This window comes from Bacteroidia bacterium (assembly GCA_033391075.1).
GTDB lineage: Bacteria > Bacteroidota > Bacteroidia > J057 > J057 > JAWPMV01.
Genome location: JAWPMV010000001.1, coordinates 4,776,876 through 4,796,898, shown reverse-complemented (window position 1 = coordinate 4,796,898; position 20,023 = coordinate 4,776,876). Strand labels below are relative to the sequence as shown.

Here is a 20,023-nt window from a genome sequence, read left to right as displayed (position 1 = left end):
AACCTGATGAATTATAAAAAAAGGCCGCCTTTTAGGGGGCCTTTTTTACGTTATGCAACCTGCTTGACAGATTTTTCATCTTGAAGGGTGTATGCTTAAATTTCTCTTTTTAGACAATGTGCTATTTATTACCTTTGTAGCTGCTTTTAAAAAGCAACCAATTAAAGTGTGTGCCGTTATTAGGCTACATTTTCCGGAGCATACATCAATGAGTCTAGCAGATCAATTAAACCCCAACGAGATTCCCAAACACATTGCGGTCATTATGGACGGAAATGGGAGATGGGCGCGCAAGCGTGGGAACATGCGGGTTTTTGGACATAGAAATGCGATCAAAGCAGTAAGGGATACGACTGAGGCTGCTGCTGAGATAGGAGTGGAGAATCTTACCCTGTATGCTTTTTCAACCGAAAACTGGAAAAGACCAAAAGCGGAAGTCGATGCCTTGATGACCCTGCTGGTAGAAACAATCGCCAAGGAGCGAGCTACCTTGATGGATAACAAGATTAGGCTAAATGCTATTGGGAACATCCAGGATTTGCCGAAAGCTTGTGTAAGAAGTCTCAATGAAACCATGAGGATTACACAAGATAACACGCGCATGACCCTGACATTGGCACTGAGTTATGGATCGAGAAGTGATATCGTGCAGGCCATGAAAAATATGGGAGATGCCATCAAAAATGGAGAATTACAAACAGAAGATATAAACGAGGAAACAATTAGCGGCTTCCTGAGCACAGCAACTATCCCTGATCCCGAATTGCTCATCCGTACATCGGGCGAACACAGGATCAGTAACTTTTTACTCTGGGAGATCGCATATACGGAGATCTATTTTACACCAAAGTTGTGGCCGGATTTTAGAAGGGAAGATCTCTATGAAGCCATACTTGACTATCAGCAACGCGAACGTAGATTTGGTCTGATTAGTGAACAAATTAAATGAAATGAAAAAACTACTAGTTTTTTGCTTAATGTTGGGCATGAGCTTTGGGATCACTCAAGCTCAGCTCGATCGAGAAAATCCTAAAACCTACATACTGAAGGGACTGGAAGTTGAAGGCTCTGAGTATAGCGACAAAAATGCAATTATCTCTCTTAGTGGATTGGTAGTTGGTGAACAGATTACTGTGCCCGGTTTGCAGGTGTCGGAGGTTTTGAAAAGATTGTGGAAAGAAAACCTCTTCGCAGATGTGAAAGTTAGGGTTGATAAAATTGAAGGCCCCAATATTTTCCTGACTATTGAGGTAAAAGAGCGTCCAAGAATCTCTCAATTTTCCTTTGAGGGAATCAGTAAAGGACATGCAGAGGATTTGAGGGAAAAAATCAACTTCATCCGGGGTACCATCCTTACAGAATCAAAAGAAAAGTCTGCAAAAAGGATCATCAGAAACTTTTATGTGGAAAAAGGACACTACAATGTAGCTGTCGATATCATTTCCGAAGCTGATAAGATTCTGAAAAACGGGGTAACCGTTAACATTAAAGTTGACAAAGGCCCCAAGATTCGAATCAAGGAGCTGACTTTTGAAAATAATACAGCATTTGATGATGCAAAACTTCGCAAAAAGCTGAAGAAAATTCACCAGAAAGCCTGGTGGAGAGTTTGGGCAAGATCCAAGTATTTCCCAAAACAGTTTGAAGAATCTAAAGCAGGACTAATCGAATTCTATAATGAAGATGGCTTCAGAGATGCGATTGTTCTTACAGATACAGTATATAGAGTCGATGATAAGCATGTGAATGTTACCCTGAATATGTATGAGGGGATTCGTTACTATCATAGAAACATATCCTGGTCTGGAAACTTTAAATATAATTCAGATCTCCTGGGACAATTCCTCCGAATCAAAAAAGGAGACATCTATAGCAAAGCCGCTATCGACCGTCGGCTCTTTGGAGACCCACAGGGAGGAGATGTAAGTTCTCTCTATTTGGATGACGGATACCTCTTCTTCAACCTTGATCCGGTAGAAGTTGCCATTGTAGGAGATTCTATTGATTTGGAAATGAGGATTTCTGAGGGACCTCAGGCCACTATACGGAAAGTTCCGATCATTGGAAACAGCAAAACCAGTGATTTTGTTATCCGTCGTGAGATACGGACTACTCCTGGAGATAAATTCAGAAGAAGAGACATCATTCGTTCTCAACGTGAGATTCTGGCCTTGAATTACTTTGATCAGGAAACCCTGGGAGTAGATCCCATTCCAAATCAAGCGACAGGGACAGTAGACATTAAATATACCGTAGAGGAAAGACCTTCTGACCAATTGCAATTGCAAGGAGGATGGGGAGGTCAGCTTCGGGATCCACAAACCAACCAGATTATTGCAGGAGGTTTTGTAGGTACCGTACAGCTTGCCTTCAACAACTTTGCCGCCAAGCGTATCCTTCAACCCGGAGCATGGAGACCTGTTCCTTCTGGTGATGGACAGAAGTTGAGCCTGTCATTCCAAATGAATGGAGTTGGCTATAAAAACTTCTCCGTTTCCTTCCTGGAGCCATGGCTAGGAGGCAAAAAGCCAACTTCTTTGGGAGTTAGTACTTCTTATCTCTTGTTCCAAAACGTTAGAACCAATTACCGAAACAACATCTTCAACATATCTGTTGACCTTGGTAAACAATTGCAGTTCCCTGATGACTTCTTTACTGCAAGATATAGCATCGCATATAAGTACTATGACATCCTTCAGCCTGGAAACGTATTCCGTGCCTTTATTGGAGAGGATGTAGCTTATGTAAACTCACTCTCTTTCCGTTACTCTCTGGATCGTAGTAGTGTGGATGCACCTATCTATCCTCGTTCCGGTTCTATCATGAACCTCTCTGTTGAAGCAACTCCTCCCTGGTCTATCTTTAAAAGTGATCAGGATTTTACCGACCTGAGTCCACAGGAGAAGTTCAACCTGCTTGAATTCCACAAATGGCAATTCAATAGCAATTGGTTCTTCAATATCGTAGGAGATATGGTTCTTAATGCGAAAATTGAAGCGGGTTATCTTGGTGCATATAATGAAAACCTGGGTATCTCTCCTTTCGAACGTTTCTTCCTCGGTGGATCTGGTATGGTAGGAAATGGATTGTGGGGACTGGATGGACGTGATATCGTGCCACTAAGAGGATATGATGACGCAACCATTGATAACAACAACAATGGATATCCGATCTATAACCGCTTCATTATGGAGCTTCGTTACCCCATCAGTTTGAATCAGTCAGCACCGATCTGGATGCAGGCCTTCCTGGAAGCGGGTAATGGATATTCTACATTCCGCGAATACAATCCGTTTAAGCTGAGAAGAGCTGCTGGTGCAGGTCTACGGGTAATGCTACCAATGGTAGGTCTACTCGGACTTGACTGGGCCTACGGATTTGACCTCGATGGAGATAATCAGGAGATCAGCGCTGGACAATTCCACTTTGTAATTGGGCAGCAATTCTAGATGCAATCTGATTATAGTTGAGGACATAGATATTTTGGGCTTTTATTCGACAAACTGGCGAATAAAAGCCCAAAAAGTTTATAGGAGAGTCCTGAGGGTGTTATTTTTGTGCATATTCGTGTAGCTTCGCTTTTCATATACACAGAATTTCAGCTAAAGAATACGTTTAATTGGTAGATTCATGTGCTAAGCTAGAACAGCACTTCATAATTGACAAAATACAAGAACATGAAAAAATTATTCACACTCGCCATCATATTGATTAGTGCCATGAGCTTTGCCACAGCTCAAAAAACAGGTTATGTAGACACTGAAATGATCATGGAAAAGATTCCTGAGTACAAAGAAGCCCAGGAGGATATTGAAAGGATCTCTGAGCGTTGGCAAAAAGAACTGGAGGCCAAATATCAAGAGATAGAAGAAATGTATTCAGAATACCAGGCTCGTGAAGTCTTGTTGTCTGAAGATGTAAAAAAAGAAAAGCAGGAAGAAATCTTCCAGGCAGAGCGCGAAGCCAAAGAGTATCGTGAAAAGAAATTTGGCTACAACGGTGAACTGTTTGACCTGCAGGAAAACAAAGTGAAGCCTATTCAGGACAAAGTTTTCCGTGCAGTGGAAACCATTGCCAAAAGAAAAAGAATCGACTTTGTATTCGATAAATCAGGAGAAACTACCTGGTTATATACCAATGCTGTTTATGACCTCTCTAATGATGTTATGGAAGAATTGGGTATAACTGACGAAAGAAATTAATACCTTTGCGGAAAATAATGAGGGAGGACCTGTAATGACTAAGTTTTCCTCCCTCCCTTTTTAATCAAACCACCAATGAGACAAATATCCTTTATACTCGTATTCTTTACGTTCTTCTTTAGCCTTTCCGGCCTTCAAGCCCAAAAGATTGGCTATATGGATCTGGAAGCTGCGATTGCCCTTATGCCTGAAACGGCCAAGGCTAATCAAGATCTGCAGACCTATAACCAAAAATTAACTCAAAACCTTCAGTCCAAAGACAATTACCTGAGAACGCTGATTGCAGAATATCAGGAGCTTGCTGCAACTGAGGGAATCACTCAGGAAGAATTAAAGCCAAAGGAAGATCAAATCCGTAATATGCAGGCTGAGCTTCAACAGGCTCAATCTCAATCTCAACAAAACTTTCAATCCAAGCAGGCTGAATTGATGGGACCTATCCTTGGTAAGCTCGAAACAGCGATGAAAGAATATGCGGATGCAAATGGGTATACATATATCCTCAATACTTCCTCCAACGGTACCAGCATCATCCTTCACGGGACAGAAACAGATAACATTACCAAGGCCGTATTGACAAAATTAGGAGTTAAAATCCCTGAGGCTAAGCAGTAGGGATTGACAACTCATAATAAATTGTCAAAAAAGTTAACAAAGCGTTAAATACAAGCAAAACTAGCCTGATATGGTTACCTTTGTTTAACGCATCAATCTAAAATGAAAAAGACTAACAATACCATTATGAAATTGAAAGCAACAATTCTGGCCCTGGTGATTTCTCTGGGAATGCTGACTTCGATTCAGGCCCAGGACTTGAAGATTGGATATGCTAATATTGAAGCAATTCTGCTTTATATGCCTGAAACTCAGACAATGAATCAGAACCTGAAGACTTTTAGTGATAAATTGACACAAGACCTTCAGAGCCGTCAACAATATTACCAAAGTCTGATTGAAGAATATCAGCAATTAGCTGCAGAAACACAGGAAGAGGCTACTTTGAAGCCTAAGCAAGAGAAGATCATTGAAGTTGAGAAAGAACTTCAAAACAAGCAGCAGGAGTCTCAGCAGAAATTGCTCGAAAGACGCCAAACCCTGATGGAACCTATCATTGAAAAAATGCAAGGTGCTATCAAAGAACTGGCTGCTGAAGACGGATATGATGTGATCATCAACTCTGTTGATGGAAACGGAATCTCCATCGTTCTTCACGGACCTGAAGAAAATGATGTTACTAAAAAACTCATGACTAAGTTGGGAGTTAAGCTTCCAGAAGGTCAGGGAGGACAATAGTAAAAAATATTTCAAACGATGAAAGCCCAGAGCAATCTGGGCTTTTTTTTTGCTCTTATCAAAATGTATTTTTAGTAAATATTTTAATTAAGGCAAATATTCATGCTTCGTAAGCTCACAGAAGTTTTATGCTTCTTGCTCTTACCTTCTCTTGCATACGCTCAATATTTCGGTGAAGAAACTTCCACTCCCTCTTCCTGGTCCATGGGGATCAAAGTCTCAGCCTCTCTGCTGGACGGAGATGTAGACCCCCAAAATTTTGGGAAACAGGGAAGCCTCTTTTTTGAAAAGACCATATCTCGCATCATTGATGTGAGAATAGAGGCCAATATTGGCCAGACCTTTGGCCAGAATCTATTCGCTTCAAATTCTCCTTACCACAATCAAGCACTCAATGGAAACTTAAATCCGGAAGTGCAATACGATAGTGCATCCCTTTATTTCCATAATTACCAGCATACCTATGGAAGTCTTGGGGTATCCTTTAAGCTAAATATTAACCGAATATTTACGGTGCTGGGAGGAGAAAGGTGGGACCTCTACCTTTTGGGAGGTTTTGGTGCTTATGGTTATGAAACCCGTATCAATGCGCTCAATGAATTTGGGCAATTGTATAATTTTGACCGGGCTAATTCAAGCAGCATTTCTGTTCGGCAGGAAAATCTCTATGATCTTCTGGATAATACCTACGAAAGTATGGGCGATCAGGATCAGATCAATAGTACCTTCCTGGGACCCTATACCCTGAAAACATTTTTCCAAAGCGGAGGAGGGATCCGCTTTCACTTAACAGATGCCCTGGGTTTAGGCCTCGAAGGCAATTACCTTTTCTTTGGCGACGACCTCCTGGATGGACAGCAGTGGCAGGAGGATGGCCAGCAAAGTCTCAGCCGCGACAAATTACTCTCATTGGGACTTCTGATTGACCTGGCCTTCTGAAACAATGATAAAATAGGTGTTATCTTTGCGCCAAAGATATCCCTATGCCCAATCAGCTGATTCATGAAAGCAGTCCTTATTTACTCCAGCATGCAAACAATCCCGTTGATTGGCATCCCTGGGGAGAGAAGGCTTTGAAGAAAGCCAAAGAGGAAAATAAGTTGATCCTGGTCAGTATCGGCTATGCTGCTTGTCATTGGTGTCATGTGATGGAACATGAATCTTTCGAGGACGAGCAGGTAGCCAAAATCATGAATGAACATTTCGTTTGTATAAAGGTCGATCGCGAAGAACGTCCGGATATAGACAAGATTTATATGGATGCGGTTCAGTTGATGACCCGTCAGGGAGGTTGGCCCCTAAATGCTTTCGCTTTGCCGGATGGAAGGCCCGTCTATGGTGGGACCTATTTTCGCAAGGACCAATGGATAGATGTGTTGAGACAATTGGCCGGCCTTTACCAAAATGATCCTCAACAAGTACTCTCCTATGCTGATGAAATGGTTACGGCCATGAAGAGCATGGTACAGGTTAAACCTCCTATGCCCGGAAGTTTTTCACTGACTTTATTGGAAAAGGTCTGGGAAACCTGGAAAGAGCGAATAGATTTTGAATGGGGAGGAAGAAAGGTAGAGCAAAATAAATTTCCGGTTCCTGCCAACCTACGCATGTTGCTGAGAGCCGGTCATTTCCTCCAGAATGAAGAGATGCTGGAAGCAGCTCGGGTCAGCTTAAGAAGGATGGCGTTCGGAGGAATTTATGACCAATTGGGAGGAGGATTTGCCCGATATTCTGTCGACAAATACTGGAAAATTCCCCACTTTGAAAAGATGCTCTACGACAATGGGCAATTGCTGAGTTTATATGCCGAAGCCTATGAACAGGATCCTCAGGATCTTTACAAAGAAGTTGTATATCGTAGCCTCGAATTTATAGAGCGGGAACTGATGTCTGAAGAAGGAGGCTTCTATTCTTCTTTGGACGCAGATAGTGAGGGGGTAGAAGGGAAATTTTATGTATGGTCTCATCAGGAAGTAAAGGAAATTCTGGAAGAAGATGCCCAGCTTTTTTCTGATTTCTATAATGTGATCCCACAAGGAAATTGGGAAGAGACCAATGTCCTGTTTAGCCTGGAAACGGAAGCTGAATTTGCCAGGAGATGGAACCTGAACCCAGATAGTTTTAGTCAGAAAATGGCAGAGGGGAGAGCAAAACTTCTTGAAGCCAGAGCCAAACGCATCCGTCCGGGATTGGATGATAAGATTCTTTGTTCCTGGAATGCGTTGATGCTTCAGGGCTACCTGGATGCATATAGAGTATTTGGAGAAGAAGCCTTTCTTCAAACGGCCTTGAAAAATGCTCGCTTTATTCGGGAGAAATTGACGGATGGTCCTCAACTATATAGAAATTACAAGAATGGAAAGAGGAGTATAAACGCTTTCCTGGATGACTATGCTATGCTGATCGAAGCCTATATCAGTTTGTATCAACAGACTTTTGAGGAGGAGTGGTTAGAGCAGGCGAAAGTTCATATGGAATATGTAGAGGAACATTTTCATGATTCAGATTCCGAATTGTATTTCTATAGCTCGGACGAAGATCCGGTATTAATCCATAGAAAGATCGAAACCCAGGATGATGTTATCCCTTCTTCTAATGCTGCCATAGCGCATAGCCTCTATAATTTAGGCTTGCTTTATCATAAGATGGACTACCAGGATAAAGCCCGAACTATGTTTGCTACGATCAAAGAAGATTTGATGATGTATCCGGCCTGGTTTGCCCATTGGGGACAGTTGGCATTAAAAGATCTTTTCCCTCATTTCGAAGTAGCTATAACCGGAGAAAAAGCCCTGACATTCAGAAAAGAAATTGGAAAAAGCTATAATCCCAATAGACTCTTTGCAGGAGCAGTTTCAGAAAGTAAGCTTCCCATCCTGGATCAAAGATTTACGGATCAAAGTATGATCTATATCTGTCAACAAAATAGCTGTCAATTGCCTGTTTCTGAAGTTGAAGCTGCATTGGAACAAATGAAAGCCTAAATTGCGGCATATAGAAATATGAAATTCGAGAAATTTCGCATACAACCGGAGATCATTCGGAGCCTTGAGAAGCTGAATTTTAAAAAGCCTACGGATATTCAGTATAAGGCTATTCCTGCCATTCAAAAAGGAGAGGATGTGTTGGCTATTGCGCAAACAGGTACCGGTAAAACGGCTGCTTTTGCCATTCCGATCATTGACATGATCCAGGAGAATAAGACCTCCAAAAGATCAGAGGGGCTGAAATGTGTAGTTATGGTTCCAACCCATGAACTGGCGATTCAAATCAAAGAGGTATTTGAGGAGATTGGACAGCATACCCTTGTAAAAACCTATGCAATTTTTGGCGGGGTTGAGCAGGACCGACAGATTCAAAAATTGCAGGCGGGGCTGGATGTTTTGATTGCCACTCCCGGCCGCTTGTTTGACCTGGTGAGCCAGAGGTACCTGAATTTGGGTAAAGTAGAAATTCTGGTGCTGGATGAGGCAGATCATATGCTGGATCTGGGCTTTTACAAAGACATCCAGGACTTGCTCCGTTTTTTACCCCGAAAAAGACAAACACTCTTCTTTTCAGCAACTATCAATGAAAAGATCAAGAAGCTGGCGTATTCATTGGTGAAAAATGCGATCAGGATTCAGATTTCCCCTAAAAATCCGGTTGCCAAAAATATAGACCATGCGATGATCTATGTGGATATGGATGAAAAACGCTTTATCCTGGAGCGCATAGTAAAAGAGCATGAAAGTAGCAAGATTCTCGTTTTTGTCAGGACCAAAGTTCGGGCAGAAAGGGTTATGAAAGCCATGGAACGAGTAGGCATTAAATCCCTGACTTTGCATGGGGATAAAGACCAGAAGGATCGGATGAAGGTGATGAAAACCTTCCAGGGTGGCGGCACAAGAGTTTTAATTGCAACCGATGTAAGTGCACGGGGAATTGATATATCTGGTATCGCTTATGTTATCAATTATGACCTCCCGGAGCAAGCCGAAAACTACGTTCACCGCGTAGGACGAACCGGTCGTGGGCGAGAGAGGGGACAGGCCCTATCCTTCTGTTCCGAACATGAAAAAGAATTGCTTGTAAAGATTGAAGAATTTCTTGGCCATAGGATCAAGGTTCTGGAATATGGCAAAGGAGATCAGCTTGAAACCAAAGAAATGAGCCTTGATGCTAGTCAGGACTGGCGAACGGTGATGCAAGAAATCGAGCAAGAGGACAAGAAGCGTAAGAAACGAAAGAAGAAGTGAGTCTTCCTCTGGAACCCTTCCGTTGCAGGCCCCGTTTCCTGTTTGATCCTTTTTGGGGCAAATTGTAAGCTGCTCTTACTGTAAATCACTTATCCCTACATGGCTTTGCGCGCGTGCCATTATTCCGTGCGAATAAGGGAGTGAGAGCCTGAGGCGGTGGGTTTTATCGAGTCGCCCTCCTAAATCGCAGAAATATTCCTTCTCTCCTCATAGATTTTCCCCGAAATCCTTAACTTAAGTTTCAATCCAAGAACTTACTACTAAAATCCCTATGCAAAAGAATAAAAACCAAAAGAAACGCCGGGAATTTCTCAAGAATTCAGCCCTGGCAGGCGCCGGATTTATGATTGTTCCGCGCCATGTCCTGGGCAGAGGATATACGGCTCCGAGTGATAAGCTCAACCTGGCTGCTATTGGCGCGGGAGGAAAAGGAAGAAGCGACATTGCCAATGCCGCCAATGGTGGAAAAAACAATGTTGTGGCTCTGGCCGATGTTGATACCAATCTGGCAAAAGCTTCTATGAAAAGCTTTAATAAGGCCAAATTCTACAAAGATTGGCGCATCATGCTGGAAGAAATGAAGGACGAAATTGATGCAGTTACCATTTCGACTCCTGATCATCTGCATGGTATCGCAGCCATGAGTGCAATGCAATTGGGCATGCACGTATACGTCCAGAAACCCCTGACCCACAATATTTATGAAGCTCGCCAACTGACCGAAGGAGCACGTAAATACAAGGTCGTTAGCCAAATGGGAAATCAGGGCGCTTCCAATCCTGCACAGGTCCAAATGATGCAGTGGTTTGACGAAGGTATGATTGGCAATGTTCATACCCTCTATTGCTGGACCGACCGTCCTGTATGGCCGCAAGGACAGCCATTTCCTACTGATAAGGTGAAAATGCCCGAACAGCTATCTAAAGAAGACTGGGATCTTTTTATAGGGCCTGCTGAGCCGGTAGAATATCATCCCCTTTTCCATCCCTTCAAATGGAGAGGTTGGTGGAACTTCGGAACCGGAGCATTGGGCGATATGGGCTGCCATATTATTGATCCTCCCTTCCGTGTATTGGGCCTCGGATATCCAACTGAGGTTGAATGTAGTGTAGGACAGGTATATAAAAGGGACTGGGTGCCTGAGCATAATCCAGAAGGATGTCCTCCTTCTTCCCAAGTGCAACTTTCCTTTGGTCCATCTGAAAAAAATAAAATTCCACTCAAAATGATCTGGTCCGATGGAGGTATTCGTCCTTTCCATCCAGACCTTATTCCTGCTGATCATCCCTTGGGAGGAAACAATAGTAGCAATGGCGTGATCATGATCGGAGAAAAAGGCATCATGACTTGTGATGTCTATGGAAATTCACCCAAGGTGTATCTGCCAGACGGAGAAGTCATCGAAATGCCTAAAAATTTCAAAACCGATCTTCTTCCTAATTCGGGCATGAGAGAATTTGGCCATCAGGTTTCCTGGACAGAAGCTTGTAAAGCTGGTTTCGATAGCCCTGAACATAAAGGCCTGACTTCTTCCTTTGATTACTCAGGACCCTTGACCGAAACAGTTCTGATGGGTAACCTCGCCATCCGTAGCTATTCCCTCACCAAAAAGGAAGGCAATGGGCGCAATTTCTACGGAAGAAAGAAACTGATATGGGATGGAGAGAATACCAAAATCACCAATTTTGATGATGCTAATCAGTTTGTTAGCCGTCCGTACAGAGATGGATGGAAATTGATATAGAAATACCGATTAAATGAATTTCATGTAGGGGCAGCTCATGAGCTGCCCCTACCTCATGAGCTGCCCCTACCATATTAAATATCCCATGGCCAAATTCATTGACGATCAAACCTTCGAAAAAGAAGATTTTTCCAATCAGGAAATTGAAGTCAAAGAATACAATGACTGTAGTTTTTTGAACTGTAATTTTGTAGATGCGAATATCTCGGGAATCAGTTTTGAGGAATGTCGATTTGAAGATTGTGACTTTAGCAATATCCGCTTGGACGAAACGGCTTTTCGTCAGGTGGAATTGGTGAACTGCAAAATGCTGGGCGTTCATTTCAATGAATGCAATAGTTTTCGGATGGCCATTCGCTTTGAGAAGTCTCAATTAAGCTTCGCCTCCTTTTTTAAATTGGACCTGAGAGATTCTACATTTTATGATTGCCTGATTGAAGAAGCAGATTTTACAGAGGCTAATCTCGAAAAGGTGATCTTCAAAAACTGTAAACTGGATCGATCTGTTTTTGAATCCTGCAATCTTCAGGGAACAGATTTCAAAACTTCTCATGGGTACAGCATGGACCTGGACCTTAATCGGGTGAAAGGAGCTAAATTTTCTTCTCCAGGTTTGAAGGGGCTTTTAGGAAAATATGGTTTGCTTATAGATTAAATTTAGTCCTGAACTAAACCCTTTCCTCCGAAATCCCGTACAAATAAGGGAAGTTTTACTTCAAACAAACACAAACAACACCATCCCGCTATGTCTTGACATAGCACATCTCTCAGCAAAAAGATATTTTTTATCTTCCTTCAGGCGGTTTTAGAACGGCTTGAAGGAATTGCTGTTTGTATATAGTAGAGAACCATGAACCCTTCCCGAAAATATTGTAGAAGCTTGCATGCGCATATCAGTCTCGGAACTACTTCCGATGATCGATTTATGCCTGCTGGATACGTCTCTGCTTTTGCAGAGATGGAGGAGTTGGTTTTGACGGAAAAGCTGGATGGGCAAAACAATTGTTTCAATAAGAAAGGCGTTTTTGCCCGTTCTCATACAGCCCCGACTACCCATCCCTGGGATAAACCCATGAGAGAAAGATGGGAGCTCATCAAGCATGATTTGAATGAGTTGGAGATTTTCGGGGAAAATATGTACGGCATACATTCCATCGCTTATAAAGACTTGGAATCCTATTTCTATGTCTTTGCTGTCAGAGAAGGAGATCAATGGCTTTCCTGGGAGGAAGTGAAATTCTATGCGGCCATGCTGGATTTCCCTACCGTACCTGAGATCAAGATTAGCCATCCTTTAAAGGGAATGTACAAAGCGGAGGAGGATGAAAATGAGCTTTTGCGGAAATGGTTGATTGCTAATCTGGGGATGAGTTGGGAGGAAAGTGTGGAAACGCCTGGTTTGCTCGGAGGCTATGATCCAGAAAGCGAGAAGGATTGTTCAGAGGGTTTTGTAGTTAGGAATAAGGCAGCATTCAAAACCAATGAAGGCCCCATTCCAGTAGCCCCCAATGAGTTTAATAATCTCTTTAAACTGGTTCGGAAAAGCCATGTAAAAACGGATGTTCACTGGACAAAGACCTGGAAGCCGGCTCCTCTGATTGACTATAGCAGGCATCGCTGGTTTGGATATGAATATTTATCGAAAAAATGAGTTGGAAGTTCCCCACATATGAGATTGATTCGCCTTTGAACTGGGAAAAAATGAGTCGAAAATTTTCCTGGATCGAAGACATGAAAGACGTAGCACAGGATCCGCTCTGGCATGCTGAGGGGGATGTTTTTGTCCATACCCAAATGGTGTTGGAATCCCTTATTGATCAGCCAGAATTCAAGCTGCTTTCTGATGAGGAAAAACATGCGATGGTCGCTGCCGCCTTATTACATGATGTAGAGAAACGCTCGACAACGCAAAGGGAACAAATAGAGGGGGAGGAAAGAATCACTTCTCCGGGACATGCGAAAAAGGGAGAATACAGCAGCAGAGATTTTCTCTATCGTTCAATCCCAAGTCCCTTTCCTCTTCGGGAAGAAGTCGCAAAATTGGTACGCTTACATGGGCTTCCGATTTGGGCCATAGAAAAGGAAGATCCACAAAAAGCTGTGATACTTGCAAGCCTTTTAGTCGATACCCAAAAATTGGCCTTGCTGGCCAGAGCTGATGTATTGGGCAGAATATGTCCCGATCAGGAAGAAATGTTGTTGAGGATAGAGATGTTTGAAGAACTCTGCAAAGAGAATGATTGCTTCGGTAAGCCAAAGACTTTTAAATCGGCTTATGGGCGATATGAGTATCTGAATAAGCCGAATATTTCCCCCGATTATGAACCCTTCGAAGATCATAAGTCAGAAGTCATTCTCATGTCAGCTTTGCCGGGTAGTGGAAAGGATTATTATATCAATCGCCACTTCGATTTGCCCGTCCTATCCCTGGATGATTTAAGACGTATGCATAAGGTCGATCCTAGGAATAAAAAGAAAAATGGGCAGATCATTCAATTGGGTAAGGAGAAGGCAAAGGAATTCCTGCGGGCTCGCCAGAATTTCGTTTACAATGCCACCAATATCAGCAGTCAGATGAGAGGCCGATGGGTAGATTTATTTGTGTCCTATGGGGCTAGAGTAAAGATCGTCTATGTCGAGGTTCCTTTTCAAAAGTTGCTTTCCCAAAATAAAAACCGGGAATACATGGTCCCGGAAATAGCAATAGCAAAGATGATGGGTAAATGGGAAATTCCTTCTGTTAAAGAAGCGCATGAGGTGCTATTTGAGGTGGATAGTTAAGCCTCTTTGGGCTTTGGACCAGACTATAAATCAAAGACAGAATCTCTCTTATTGCGAAGGGAGCGAAGCAATCTCCTTGATCCCGGATGCTACACAGCTTTTGGAAAAGCAATTTCCTGAACTAATGATATGAGTGAAGGAGTTTGTGCGTATCTTTATTCCCCTACAAAAGATTCCGTCGCACAATCAAATCCGCTTAATGTTTCGAACAGAAACTTCTCATTTCACTCCTTGCCTCCCATTTTTCAACAATCTGTCTCATTGGTCTTTTTCCGGATTCACATGGACTGTCTTATTATTTGGGCTATACCTATTTGTATCGGGACCTGATCTATGGGCCAAAGAAGGACCCAAATACGGCTATGATGTTTCCTACTACGAACTCGACATTGATTTCAATCTGGATAGAAAATCCATTCAGGGCGAGGTAGTGATGCATTTTACTGCTTTAGCAGATTTGAAAGTAGTTCAGATGGATTTGTATAAAAATCTGAAAATGGACTCGGCTTTTCTGGACAGTAGCTCCCTCAATTTTGAACGGCAAAAAAATGTGATCGTGATTCAGTTAAAAGAGGAGTTGAAGAAAGGAGAACAAGCAGTGATCCGGGTCAATTATCATGGGGTTCCCAGAGAAAGTCAGTTTGCTCCTTGGGAAGGAGGCTTTGTATGGCGAAATGATGTAGATGGATATCCCTGGCTTGGTGTGGCTTGTCAAACCTTTGGGGCGAGTGTGTGGTGGCCCGTTAAAGATGATTTAGCAGATGAGCCCGATAGTATGTTGCTGCAGTTTACGATACCTCTGGGATTGGTTTGCCTGAGCAATGGGAAATTACAAGAGAGAAGAGTGCAAGGTTCCCGTCAAACTTTTGTGTGGAAAACCTTATATCCGATGAATGTTTATAATGTAACTTTCGACATCGGCGCCTATCAACATTTTTCTCTTCCCTATGGCGAAAAGGATTCTGGAAAAAAGCTGGATTTCTTTTTATTGAAGGAACATCTTCCTTATGGAATGAAGCACTTCCATCAAACCCTGCCCATGATGGAATTTTTGGAAAAAACGTATGGCGAATATCCCTGGTGGGAGGAGGGCTTTAAACTAATCGTGAGTCCTTATCATGGCATGGAGCATCAAACTGCGATTTCTTATGGGAATGGTTTCCAAAATTTGAGTGGATTTAGCTTCGATGATATTATTCTTCATGAAGCAGCCCATGAATGGTGGGGCAATAGCATTACAGTCGGAGATTTTAAAGATGTCTGGTTGCAAGAGGGAATGGCTACCTACGCAGAGGCACTTTATGCGGAAGAAATAGGAGGATATAAAAACTACCTGAAATATATCAAATACCTGAAAGAAAGGATCACGAATCAGAAGCCTGTCTCGGATCCTATTCCTCAGGGGAGTATTGGAATTCGGACGGATGTTTATGTCAAAGGAGCAATCCTCATGCATAGCTTTAGATTATCGCTGGACAATGACGAATTATTTTTTGATATCCTGAGAAGCTTTTATGCAGAAAGAAGAAATTCGATTACCTCAACAGCAGATTTTATTGAACTGGTAAACCGAAAGACGGCTAAAGACTATACTGAATTTTTTAGTCAATACCTGGATAAAACCCGGGTACCTATGATCAAATGGTACGCAGTTAAAGGACCTGAAAAGACGGATTTTTATTATCAATTAAACTCGAAATCAGAGACGCTTGAACTTCCCTTCCAAATTCAAACTCCCAAGGGTAGATTGACACTACATGCTTCCCGAGAGATCAAAGTTCATACAATGTCTAAAGGCTCAAAACCAAAATTTCCCCGAGTAAATGCATATGTGCGGATGATAAAAAGCAATCAGTTGAAACCAAAGGGGTAGAAAGTTTGGGCTATTCGATCAGCATAACATTTAGAGAATCTTTTCTTCATTCCCTATTCATCAAAAATTAACCAGCAACACACCTATTCCTAATCAAGAGCTAATACTTGATTAGGAATTTTGGATTGAAATCAATTGAAAAACGCTTACAGAATCTATCTGGGAGAGCGCGACATAAGCAAATAATTTTATTGCATGTTCCGAAACTCTCATCCTACCTTTCTTGAAAAGCAAATCTTTGCTTTGGACTATGCAGCTGCTCTTTATGGGCAGCTTATTTTTTTGTACACACGAAGCCTATAAAAATCTCTGGCTATGAAGAAGCATAAAAAACGTAAAATCGATCTCCTGGTAATATCAGATGTGCACCTGGGAACCTTTGGTTGCAGAGCCAAAGAACTCCTCAATTATCTAAAAACGCTTAATCCCAAAATCCTGATTCTGAATGGAGATTTTATTGATATATGGCAATTCAATAAACGCTACTTTCCCAAGTCCCATATGAAGGTGATCAAATATATTACCTCTCTTCTGGCATCTGGCACCAGGGTCTATTATATCACGGGCAACCATGATGAAATGCTCCGCAAGTTTAAGGGATTTCAATTGGGAAACTTTGAGATTGTGAACAAAGTGGTGTTGGAATTGGATGGAAAGAAAGCCTGGTTTTTCCATGGAGATGTTTTTGATGTTAGCATGAAGCATTCTAAATGGTTGGCGCGCCTGGGTGGGATGGGCTATGATCTCCTTATCATGATCAATACCCTGGCCAACAGGATCAGCGAACTCTTTGGGAAAGGGCGGATTTCTCTTTCCAAAAAAATCAAAAATAGTGTGAAGTCGGCGGTGAAATTTATCGATGACTTTGAGGAAACAGCAGCCGAGATCGCCATTTCAAATGGCTATGACTTTGTTGTTTGTGGACATATTCATCAAGCCCAAATGCGAGAAGTAGTAAATAAGCAAGGGGAAAGTGTCATCTACCTGAATTCGGGAGATTGGATCGAAAACCTGACAGCCCTGGAGTATCATGCAGGCGAGTGGTCCATTTATGAATATGCTCAGGATCAGGATGCGCAGAATATGAGTCCTGCAGATTCGTCAAAGGAAATGGAATTGCAGAAGGCAGGCTATAAAAACAAAGAGCTTTTTGAAGAGCTGATCGCGGAATTTCAGGTAAATGCACAGAATAAAACCGAAATAGAAAATAACTTAACTATACAGCTATGAAAATCCTTTATGCGATTCAAGGGACAGGCAATGGTCATTTAAGCCGTTCCCGTGATATTGTCCCATTACTGAAACAGAGAGCTGAAGTAGATGTACTGGTCTCTGGTTTGAAATCAAGGCCTCAATTGCCTTTTGAAATCACCTATACTTGTAAAGGATTGGGCTATACCTTTGGAAAAAAAGGAGGCATAGACTTCTGGGAAAGCTGGAAGAAAGCGGAGTTTCGCAATGCCCAGAAAGAGATCAGAGATTTACCCATTGCTCAATATGATTTACTGATCAATGATTTTGAACCCATTTCTGCCTGGGCCTCCAAGATCCATAGAGTCCCTTCGATTTCCTTGAGTCATCAGGCAGCCGTTCTTCATAAAAATGCTCCCAAGCCCAAGCATCCCGACCTGCCTGGAAAAGCGGTATTGAAATATTATGCTCCTACGGATGTCCAGTATGGGTTCCATTTTGAATCCTATGACCAAAGGATTTACACCCCTGTTATCAGAAAAGAAATTCGAGAGCAGGAAGTTCAGAATAAAGGGCATTATACGGTTTATCTACCTGCTTATTCGATCAAAAAACTAATCGTAAAATTGGGAAGGTTTAGCGGAGCGAAATGGCAAATCTTTTCTCCCAAGGCTAAAGAAGCAATCAAAATTGGAGATATTGAGATCTTTCCGGCAAATAATAAAGCCTTCATCAAAAGCATGGCAGAAAGTATGGGGGTATTATGTGGTGCAGGTTTTGAAACTCCTGCAGAAGCTTTGTATTTGGGTAAAAAACTGATGGTCATTCCCATGAAAACCCAATATGAACAACAATGTAATGCTGCGGCCTTGAAGAAAATGGGAGTACCAGTGCTGAAGAACCTTAAAGAAAAACGTTTATCTGAACTGGAAAAGTGGCTGAATAATCCGCTTTGGTTCTCCCAAAACTATCCCGATCACCTGGAGGAGGTCATGGATACGATACTTGATGAGTACAGGAATTTTGGAGAAATCGCTCACATTCAAGCCTTTGGTCTTTCGATGAAAGAAGAATCTGCAGCCTAAGTAGCAAGGCTTATTCCTGCATCTGTTTGGAAAGTGTCGTCAAGTTCCAAAATCTGACGTTCCATGATTTCATGCACTTCCTTCATCAGATCTTCCAGATCCTCGAGGGTTTTTCCCTCGGTAGAAATGGGATCAAGAAGTCGTACATAACCTTTCCCCGGATAAAGACGAAACTCATTTACCGGTTTCAACTTTCGGGTATTATAAATTACGAGAGGGAGAATGGGCGCCTGTGCTTCTATCGCGGTTTTGAAAGCTCCTGGATAAAACTTACTGAGGGGAATATCTTTACGGTTTCGACTTCCTTCAGGGAAAATGAGAATGGATATTCCTTTTTTCAGATGATCTACCATATCCAGCAAGCTATTGCTTCGGCTTTGGGGACTTCTACGATCTACCACAATAGATATATTCCCTATCAACCAACCCAGTAAAGGAATGTCCTTGATTTCTTTTTTCGTGAGGGGTTTCCATGGATGAAACAACATCGAGCCTACCATTGCGACATCCAGCATATTGACATGATTCCCAACGAAGACGTATGATTTCTGGGGATCAACTTTCTCTTCATTCTCCAAAATAAATTCTGTCCCTATAACAAATGTCCAGAATCGAATCCAGTAGCTATGCGCTTTGTAAATGCGTACGAGGCGTTTCTTTTCGGGTAGAATGCTTGCATAAATATGGAAAAGCAGGACGAGGGGCATAGGAAGGATAAATACCAGAATGCCGTAGGCGGTATAAAGAGCTCCGAAAAGGTCTTTAATCATCTTTTCCATGGTTGTAAATATCGTTAATCCGTTTCAGAAGGTGAAAAATCTTTAAAAGATTTATCTTCTTTTACGATATGCTCATACATGAGTTTTCTTACGCGCTCTTTAAATGCTGGTAGATCATCTTGTGTCAATCCCTTTGTGGGTATTGGGGAAAGAAAATCCACCCTGATCCTGCCAGGTCGAAGAAATACCGATTTTACGGGTTGAAGATTCCGGGTATTAAGGATGATTGTTGGAATGAGGGGTTTTTGAGATTCAATAGCCAAGCGAAAGCCACCGTCATAAAACTTTTTCAGAGGTTTGCCGCTTCGATTTCGAGTGCCTTCCGGGAAAATAAGGATAGAGGTCCCGTCTTCCATTTTCTGTACCATATTTCTCATGCTCTCAGCCCGACTTTCCGGACTTGATCTGTCCACGGGAATGGCATTCAAGGCAACCAATTGCCCCAGGATTGGAATACGATAAACCTCCTTTTTGGCAAGCGGCATAAAGGGATGCTGAATATGAGAGGCCATGGTGAAGATGTCAAGAATATTGACATGATTAGCCATGATGACGTAGACTTCATCCCTTTGTATATGATCATGGTCATTGATCTCAAAAATGAAACCGGTGAGATAGCCCCAGGTTTTCATCCAAACTCTATTAAATGCATATACAGCCCTCAAGCGTTTATTATTCGGTAGAGGGGAGATGATTACATAATATAAAAGAGTAATTATACCCGTGCTAAAAAACACAAAGAAGGCATATAGGCTGTAAAGGAACTGGATACTTTTTTTTACAAATTGCCACATAGTCCTGATGAATATTCTTGTGTTTTTCACCTTTGGCTGCCCA

The 20,023-nt window shown here is 42.2% G+C and carries 17 protein-coding genes; 15 read left to right on the top strand and 2 right to left on the bottom strand.

Annotated features, from left to right (window positions below):
• The first annotated feature begins 208 nt into the window (after positions 1–208).
• The 15 genes from R8P61_19055 (at position 209) to R8P61_18985 (ending at position 18,407) form a co-directional block, all read left to right on the top strand.
• The gene (locus R8P61_19055) at positions 209–949 is read left to right on the top strand and encodes an isoprenyl transferase (protein MDW3649175.1); all 741 of its coding nucleotides are present in this window, start codon (positions 209–211) and stop codon (positions 947–949) included.
• 1 nt (position 950) lies between these two features.
• Positions 951–3,449 carry an outer membrane protein assembly factor BamA gene (gene bamA, locus R8P61_19050; protein MDW3649174.1) on the top strand — a complete coding sequence of 833 codons (2,499 nt, stop codon included), beginning with the start codon at positions 951–953 and terminating at the stop codon, positions 3,447–3,449.
• A 228-nt stretch (positions 3,450–3,677) separates the two neighbouring features.
• The gene (locus tag R8P61_19045; protein ID MDW3649173.1) at positions 3,678–4,202 is read left to right on the top strand and encodes an OmpH family outer membrane protein; all 525 of its coding nucleotides are present in this window, start codon (positions 3,678–3,680) and stop codon (positions 4,200–4,202) included.
• A 75-nt stretch (positions 4,203–4,277) separates the two neighbouring features.
• Positions 4,278–4,817, top strand: coding sequence for an OmpH family outer membrane protein (locus tag R8P61_19040; GenBank protein MDW3649172.1), 540 nt, complete (start codon positions 4,278–4,280; stop codon positions 4,815–4,817).
• 102 nt (positions 4,818–4,919) lie between these two features.
• Positions 4,920–5,495, top strand: coding sequence for an OmpH family outer membrane protein (locus tag R8P61_19035; GenBank protein MDW3649171.1), 576 nt, complete (start codon positions 4,920–4,922; stop codon positions 5,493–5,495).
• A 102-nt stretch (positions 5,496–5,597) separates the two neighbouring features.
• Positions 5,598–6,434 (top strand): hypothetical protein, encoded by an 837-nt coding sequence (locus tag R8P61_19030; protein MDW3649170.1) that lies wholly within the window; start codon positions 5,598–5,600, stop codon positions 6,432–6,434.
• 44 nt (positions 6,435–6,478) lie between these two features.
• Positions 6,479–8,479 carry a thioredoxin domain-containing protein gene (locus tag R8P61_19025; protein ID MDW3649169.1) on the top strand — a complete coding sequence of 667 codons (2,001 nt, stop codon included), beginning with the start codon at positions 6,479–6,481 and terminating at the stop codon, positions 8,477–8,479.
• An 18-nt stretch (positions 8,480–8,497) separates the two neighbouring features.
• Positions 8,498–9,733 (top strand): DEAD/DEAH box helicase, encoded by a 1,236-nt coding sequence (locus R8P61_19020; GenBank protein ID MDW3649168.1) that lies wholly within the window; start codon positions 8,498–8,500, stop codon positions 9,731–9,733.
• A 271-nt stretch (positions 9,734–10,004) separates the two neighbouring features.
• Positions 10,005–11,477 (top strand): Gfo/Idh/MocA family oxidoreductase, encoded by a 1,473-nt coding sequence (locus R8P61_19015; GenBank protein ID MDW3649167.1) that lies wholly within the window; start codon positions 10,005–10,007, stop codon positions 11,475–11,477.
• An 85-nt stretch (positions 11,478–11,562) separates the two neighbouring features.
• Entirely contained in the window at positions 11,563–12,132 is a 570-nt protein-coding gene (locus R8P61_19010) for a pentapeptide repeat-containing protein (GenBank protein ID MDW3649166.1), read from the top strand.
• Positions 12,133–12,327: 195 nt separating this feature from the next.
• Positions 12,328–13,128 carry an RNA ligase family protein gene (locus R8P61_19005; GenBank protein MDW3649165.1) on the top strand — a complete coding sequence of 267 codons (801 nt, stop codon included), beginning with the start codon at positions 12,328–12,330 and terminating at the stop codon, positions 13,126–13,128.
• The gene (locus tag R8P61_19000; protein MDW3649164.1) at positions 13,125–14,258 is read left to right on the top strand and encodes an AAA family ATPase; all 1,134 of its coding nucleotides are present in this window, start codon (positions 13,125–13,127) and stop codon (positions 14,256–14,258) included. The genes R8P61_19005 and R8P61_19000 overlap by 4 nt, the downstream gene beginning before the upstream one ends.
• Before the next feature lie 199 nt (positions 14,259–14,457).
• Entirely contained in the window at positions 14,458–16,131 is a 1,674-nt protein-coding gene (locus R8P61_18995; GenBank protein MDW3649163.1) for a M1 family metallopeptidase, read from the top strand.
• 315 nt (positions 16,132–16,446) lie between these two features.
• Positions 16,447–17,361, top strand: a complete 915-nt coding sequence (locus tag R8P61_18990; GenBank protein ID MDW3649162.1) for a UDP-2,3-diacylglucosamine diphosphatase — start codon at positions 16,447–16,449, stop codon at positions 17,359–17,361.
• Positions 17,358–18,407, top strand: a complete 1,050-nt coding sequence (locus R8P61_18985; protein ID MDW3649161.1) for a glycosyltransferase family protein — start codon at positions 17,358–17,360, stop codon at positions 18,405–18,407. The genes R8P61_18990 and R8P61_18985 overlap by 4 nt, the downstream gene beginning before the upstream one ends.
• Here the strand turns inward: R8P61_18985 and R8P61_18980 are convergent.
• Positions 18,404–19,186 carry a lysophospholipid acyltransferase family protein gene (locus R8P61_18980; GenBank protein MDW3649160.1) on the bottom strand — a complete coding sequence of 261 codons (783 nt, stop codon included), beginning with the start codon at positions 19,184–19,186 and terminating at the stop codon, positions 18,404–18,406. The genes R8P61_18985 and R8P61_18980 overlap by 4 nt on opposite strands.
• Before the next feature lie 14 nt (positions 19,187–19,200).
• A complete protein-coding gene (locus R8P61_18975) occupies positions 19,201–19,818 on the bottom strand; it encodes a lysophospholipid acyltransferase family protein (GenBank protein ID MDW3649159.1) in 618 nt (205 codons plus the stop codon).
• Between the last annotated feature and the right edge of the window lie 205 nt (positions 19,819–20,023).